This is a genomic window from Eubacterium sp. MSJ-13 (assembly GCF_018918235.1).
Taxonomy (GTDB): domain Bacteria; phylum Bacillota; class Clostridia; order Lachnospirales; family Lachnospiraceae; genus Butyribacter.
The window spans coordinates 1-6,377 of the sequence record NZ_JAHLQE010000129.1 but is presented as its reverse complement, the minus strand read 5'-3'; the positions used below and the strand labels follow the sequence as shown (position 1 = coordinate 6,377).

The 6,377-nt window shown below is 37.6% G+C and carries 4 protein-coding genes; 3 read left to right on the top strand and 1 reads right to left on the bottom strand.

The window, feature by feature from the left end:
• Positions 1 to 86: 86 nt before the first annotated feature.
• Positions 87 to 812 (bottom strand): UTRA domain-containing protein, encoded by a 726-nt coding sequence (locus KQI69_RS08060; protein WP_216564865.1) that lies wholly within the window; start codon positions 810 to 812, stop codon positions 87 to 89.
• Positions 813 to 1,096: 284 nt separating this feature from the next.
• Between KQI69_RS08060 and treP the strand changes: the two genes are divergently transcribed.
• The 3 genes from treP (at position 1,097) to pnuC (ending at position 6,161) form a co-directional block, all read left to right on the top strand.
• Positions 1,097 to 3,121: a PTS system trehalose-specific EIIBC component gene (treP, locus tag KQI69_RS08055; protein ID WP_216564864.1), complete on the top strand. Its 2,025-nt coding sequence runs from the start codon at positions 1,097 to 1,099 to the stop codon at positions 3,119 to 3,121.
• A 24-nt stretch (positions 3,122 to 3,145) separates the two neighbouring features.
• Entirely contained in the window at positions 3,146 to 4,804 is a 1,659-nt protein-coding gene (gene treC, locus KQI69_RS08050; RefSeq protein WP_216564863.1) for an alpha,alpha-phosphotrehalase, read from the top strand.
• Between the two features lie 670 nt (positions 4,805 to 5,474).
• The gene (pnuC, locus tag KQI69_RS08045; RefSeq protein ID WP_216564862.1) at positions 5,475 to 6,161 is read left to right on the top strand and encodes a nicotinamide riboside transporter PnuC; all 687 of its coding nucleotides are present in this window, start codon (positions 5,475 to 5,477) and stop codon (positions 6,159 to 6,161) included.
• Positions 6,162 to 6,377 lie beyond the last annotated feature (216 nt).

Here is a 6,377-nt window from a genome sequence, read left to right as displayed (position 1 = left end):
AGATGTTAATAACAGATTTATTATCTACATATTGTATGAATAGTGCTTCGTGCGACAGTCCATTAAGTTATATTATTCTGTAAAAACTATTTTCTCACAGCGTTATCATAAAAACGAAAATAATCAGGTCTGTGGCGTGACTGTGTGTATTCAAACATTACACCGTCACTATTGTAGGTCTGGCTGCTTACTACAGCCACACAGTTATAGTCATTAGTATTTAATTGTAAATATTTTTCATCAATCTCAGTCACCTTTTCAACAGTCATTATCCTTTTACTATTTACAATGGTCATATGTAGTTCTTTTTCAAGATATTCATAAATCGATTCACCAGCAATTTCTTTTGTAAGTCCCGGTACAGCTTCTTTTAGAAAATAGTTGTGATTGACGATAAGCGGCTTGTCGTCAAGATAATGTATTCTCTGTATGTAATAGACTATCGTATTTTCGGCAAATCCTGTTATCTCAGCCTGTTTTTTATTTATGCATAATTCCGTAAATAAGGCTACATGGGTATAGGCATTCTGACCATTTCTGGCAGATGATTCCTTGAAGGTTTCTATTTCTCCTATCGTAAAAGCAGTCTGCTCAGAGGGCTGATAAATATTTCTTACACCTTTTCCCTGCATTGTCTGTACATAACCGTCGTTTACCAGAAGACCTACTGCACGACGCAGAGTGTTTCTTGAACAGCCGTAAGTCTGGATAAGACTGTTTTCAGACGGCAGAAGCTCCTGATAACTAAATGTATTGTTTTCTATTTTCTGTTTGAGATCTTTATATATATCTTCGTAAATGCTTTTTGGCATTAGAATGTCCCCTTTCTGCAAATATTTATTCTTTTAGTCCTATTGTTATTGTCGGTGTCTGGCAGGGCAAGCCAGCGGACAGCAATTTGTATGTAAACATACACTGCTATCTGCTTTTGCCCCCGCATCACATTATATAGCCGCAAAAGAAATTGTTCAATAGAGTTTCTAAAAAGTTGTTTAAACAAATTCACAAAAAACTGTTGACATGTTTAAACAAGTGTGATATATAATATATAAACAACATGTTTAAACAACTTCAAAATTTTATGGAGGGATGAAAGATGGGTAAATATACGGAGGATTCCAAAGAGCTGCTGCGGCTCGTAGGAGGAAGAGAAAATATTGCAGCAGTATCACATTGTATCACGAGAATGAGATTTGTCTTATCTGATCCGGCAAAGGCTGATATAGAAGCTATTGAAGCCATGAAGGTGGTTAAGGGAAGTTTTACTCAGTCGGGACAGTTTCAGGTTATCATAGGAAATGCCGTAGCTGATTTTTATAATGATTTTATAGAAGTGGCAGGCATTGAGGGCGTTTCTAAGGATGCCGTAAAACAGGCGGCAAAGAAAAACCAAAATCTGTTACAGAGGATAGTTGCAGCACTTGCTGAGATTTTTGCACCACTTATACCGGCAATCATAACGGGTGGTCTTATCCTTGGATTTCGTAACTGTATTGACAGCATATATCTTTTTGAGAATGGAACAAAGACTTTATGTGATATAAGTCAGTTCTGGTCAGGCATTGACAGCTTTTTGTGGCTCATCGGTGAAGCGGTATTTCATATGCTGCCTGTTGGCATATGCTGGTCTGTTACTAAAAAGATGGGGACTACACAGATGCTTGGTATCGTACTCGGTCTTACACTTGTCTCAGGACAGTTGTTAAATGCATATTCGGTAGGTACAACGGCGGCTGCGGATATTCCAAAGTGGGATTTTGGTTTTGTCAAAGTAAACATGATAGGATATCAGGCACAGGTATTACCGGCAATTCTTGCAGCGTTTGTACTTGTATATCTGGAAAAGTTCTTTAGAAAGATAACACCACAGGTAATATCAATGATAGTTGTACCGTTCTGCAGTCTGATACTTGCAGTAATGGCGGCACATTTTGTGGTAGGTCCGATAGGATGGAAGATAGGTTCTGCGATTTCATCAGTTGTTTATGCTGGAATAACAGGTTCGTTCAAGGTATTATTTGGAGCGGTTTTTGGCTTTGTATATGCACCGCTTGTAATCACCGGACTTCATCATATGTCAAATGCGATAGACCTTCAGCTTATTGCCGATTATGGCGGAACGATGCTGTGGCCGATGATAGCATTATCCAATATTGCTCAGGGTTCTGCTGTTCTTGCAATGATAATTCTCCAGAAGAAAAATGCGGCAGCTCAGGAAGTCAATGTTCCTGCAAGCATTTCATGTTATCTCGGAGTTACAGAACCGGCAATTTTTGGTGTAAACCTTAAATACGGATTTCCGTTTGTTTGTGGAATGATAGGTTCAGCAGTTTCAGCAATCGTCTGCGTTGCAACAAGCACTACTGCCAACGCTATCGGAGTAGGAGGTATTCCGGGAATACTTTCAATCCAGCCAAAATATATGGGTAGTTTTGCAATCTGTATGCTGATAGCGATAGCAGTTTCAATGACACTTACATTAATTGTGGGAAAGAAAAAGCTTACATTGAAAGATATTGAGGGAACACAGGGACAGGATGATGTGTCACAGGTAAAAGGTACAGCGTATAAATGTCCGGGTGAGTATAGTGACAGTATGGCAGCAGACACAAAAGCGGTTGATAAAAGTAATGAAACAGGCAGCAGGGCAGATAGTTCAGAGAATAATGAAAATGTTTTAAAGGCATTTCTGACAGGAAATGTAATTGATTTAAAAGAAGTAAATGACGGAGTATTCTCCGAGGGTATTATGGGTGAAGGATTTGCAATCCAGCCTGAAAATGATGTTTTATATGCACCGGCAGATGCAAAAGTTACCGTTATGATGGATGATTCAAAGCATGCATGTGGTCTTGAACTGGACAATAAGATGGAAGTATTATTACATATCGGAATTGATACGGTTGATATGAAAGGTGATGGATTTGAGTATCTTGTCTCATTGAATCAGAGGGTAAAGGCAGGAACACCGCTTATAAGATTTGACAGGGAAAAGATAAAAGCGGCAGGTCATCCTGATGTTACGGTATGTGTGATAGTAGAGCCGGGTGATGCTAAGGATATTAAATTTAATACAGGAATACATGCAAAAGCTGGAAAGACAGAAGTTGCGAGGTTTTAAATCAGAGCAGAAATGGAGGTCAATATGAAGAATAATTTCGGAGATAAAGTGGTATATCAGGTTTACCCTAAATCATTTAATGATTCTGACGGTGATGGACATGGTGACATTAAGGGGGTTATTGAAAAACTTGATTATCTTAAAGAGCTTGGGATTGATTATCTTTGGATAACGCCGGTATTTACATCGCCTATGAATGACAACGGATATGATGTTGCGGACTATTATAATATAAATCCAAAGTTTGGTACTATGGAAGATATGGATGAGCTTATTGAACAGTGCAATGCACGCGGGATAGGTCTGATGCTTGACATGGTGCTAAATCATACATCAACAGAGCATGAGTGGTTTAAGCGAGCTATGGCAGGTGAAAAAAAATATCAGGATTATTATATATTTAAGGACGGCACGCCTGATAAACTGCCGACAAACTGGCAGTCTAAATTTGGCGGTACGGCATGGGAGTATGTCCCTGCATTGAAAAAATGGTATCTTCATTTATATGATGTAAGTCAGGCGGATTTAAACTGGGACAATAAAGAAGTGAGGGAAGAACTCAAAAAGGTGGTTCTTTTCTGGAAAAATAAAGGTGTAAAAGGCTTCAGGTTTGATGTTATAAATGTTATATCAAAGCCTGCCATATTTGAGGATGATACGATAGGTGACGGCAGACGCTTTTATACAGACGGACCTCATGTGCATGAATATCTGAAAGAACTCGTGGCGGATACGGGAATAGAGGATATGATAACAGTGGGAGAGATGTCATCGACATCTTTAGAAAACTGCATCCGCTATTCTAATCCAGATGAAAAGGAACTGTCAATGTGCTTTAATTTCCATCATCTCAAAGTTGATTATAAAGATGGAGATAAATGGTCATTGATGCAGCCTGACCGTATGGCATTAAAAGAACTGTTTGAAAAATGGCAGGAGGGTATGCAGAGAGAGGGCGGATGGAATGCGTTATTCTGGTGCAATCACGACCAGCCACGAATCGTATCAAGGTTTGGTGATGACAAAGAATATCTTGATAAATCAGCAAAAATGCTCGCCGCATCAATTCATCTGATGAGAGGAACTCCTTATATATATCAGGGTGAGGAAATCGGAATGACAAACGCACATTATGATGATATTTCAGAATATCGTGATGTGGAAAGTCTCAATTATTATAAGATACTGCTTGAACAGGGCAAGAGTAAAGATGAGGCGTTAAAGATACTTGAGGCTAAATCAAGGGATAATTCAAGAACACCTATGCAGTGGTCGGCAGAGAAAAATGCAGGATTTTCAGAGGGTGAACCTTGGATAAATGTGGCAGCAAATTATCAGGTCATAAATGTTGAAAATGAGATTGGCAGTCAAGATTCAGTATATGCATTTTATAAGAGACTGATAGGTCTTAGGAAAGAGAAAGATATTATCTCAAAGGGAAGTATAGAATTTATCGAGAAAGCAAATAAGGATGTACTTGCGTATAAGAGAGAGTATGAGAATGACGAACTTGTGGTCTTAAATAATCTTACTGATGGGAATGTTGTTATAAAAATGCAGCAGGAATGGCTTGAATATCGTAAGCTTATCGGAAACTATCAGGATATAAAAACAGATAACGATAGGGCGGAGATAGTTTTACGACCATATGAAACAGTATGCTTTGAGAAGCAGGTAAACTAAGCTTTTGTTATTATTAAAATTATATTAATCCTCATTTCCTATGGAAATGTTTGGAGATAAATTAAAAATTTTGGAAGTGTAAAAAGAAATATCCCGTATGTGGCTATTAAAATATGGTCTATCCGGGATATTTCTTTTTGTGTGATATTTATTCTGTTGTGGTCAGAAGGTATTTTGTCACCAACTGATGCCGCAATTTTCTATATTGCTATCTGCTTTTGAGCCTTATATTATATTTGTGATTGAAAAAATATATAGTTGCTGTTATTCTATTTAAGAATTGTTTGTTTTTTAATACTATCAAGGAAGATTACCACTTCTATTGTGTAGAGCAATAAGTGATTGGGGGACTTGTTTGTATCAGTAGGGATACAAGCCTATTCTGATATGTTGCGATAGCAGCTAATGGTTATGAGCAAGTAGCAGAGCGGATTGCGAATATCCGCTTGACATTGGGAGGTTTGCAATAAAAATGGTTTTTGAGAAAAGAATTATACCGATATTAGATCCATGGAAAGGTGTTAGGTTCTGCTGTTATATAGTATAATCTAAATAAAATAGTATTCTATTTAGTGTGGATTATGCTGGTGTACTGTATCGATTTATTAGATGTATGCAGTATTTGTAGTAATTTCGTAAAATAAACAGATTTTAAGAAATGGAGATAATAATGAATAATCCTATAAAAACATTGACAAAGAGAGAATGGTTCATCTGGATTGGCTCAATAACAATAGTTATAATATCAAATCTTGCGACCAAAGATTTTGACTTGCTCACGCTTGTTGCGGCACTTACAGGCGTAACATCACTTATTTTTGCTGCAAAAGGAAATGTGTGGGGACAGGTGCTTATGATACTGTTCAGTATTCTTTACGGGATAATATCATTCCGTTTTCGTTATTGGGGAGAGATGATGACATATCTCGGAATGACGCTTCCAATGGCTGTGTGGTCCACGATAACATGGATTAAAAATCCGTCAGAAAGTAATGGAAATGAAGTGCAGATACAGTCTTTAAATAAAAAACATATAGTGGTGCTTTGTATAAGTGGAATAATCGTTACAGCAGTTTTTTATTATATTCTTAAATGTTTTAATACACCTAATATTATTTTTAGTACGATTTCGATAATCACAAGTTTTCTTGCAGCATCACTTACGATGCTCAGGTCATCGTATTATGCAGTATGGTATGCTGCGAACGATGTTGTTTTGATAATATTGTGGGTGCTCGCATCACTTAAAGACCCGGCATATATTCCTGTTGTTGTGAATTTCAGCATATTCTTTATGAATGATATGTATGGATTTATGAGCTGGAAACAGAGGGAGTTAGAGCAGGCAGAGGTTTAGGAAAATACAAATACTAACGCAGGTACGCTTTCGCTACCCGTCACTTGTAACAGTACTAAGTCAGCAAAATACGCTGCCTAAGTGCTGATGGTGACAGAAGTGCAATGCTAATACTATTTGTTATAGTTGTACAATTTAACACTATCAAGTAAGTCCCACACTTCTATTGCGTAGAGCAATAAGTGGGGGTGGGGACTTGCTTGTATCAGGAGGGGT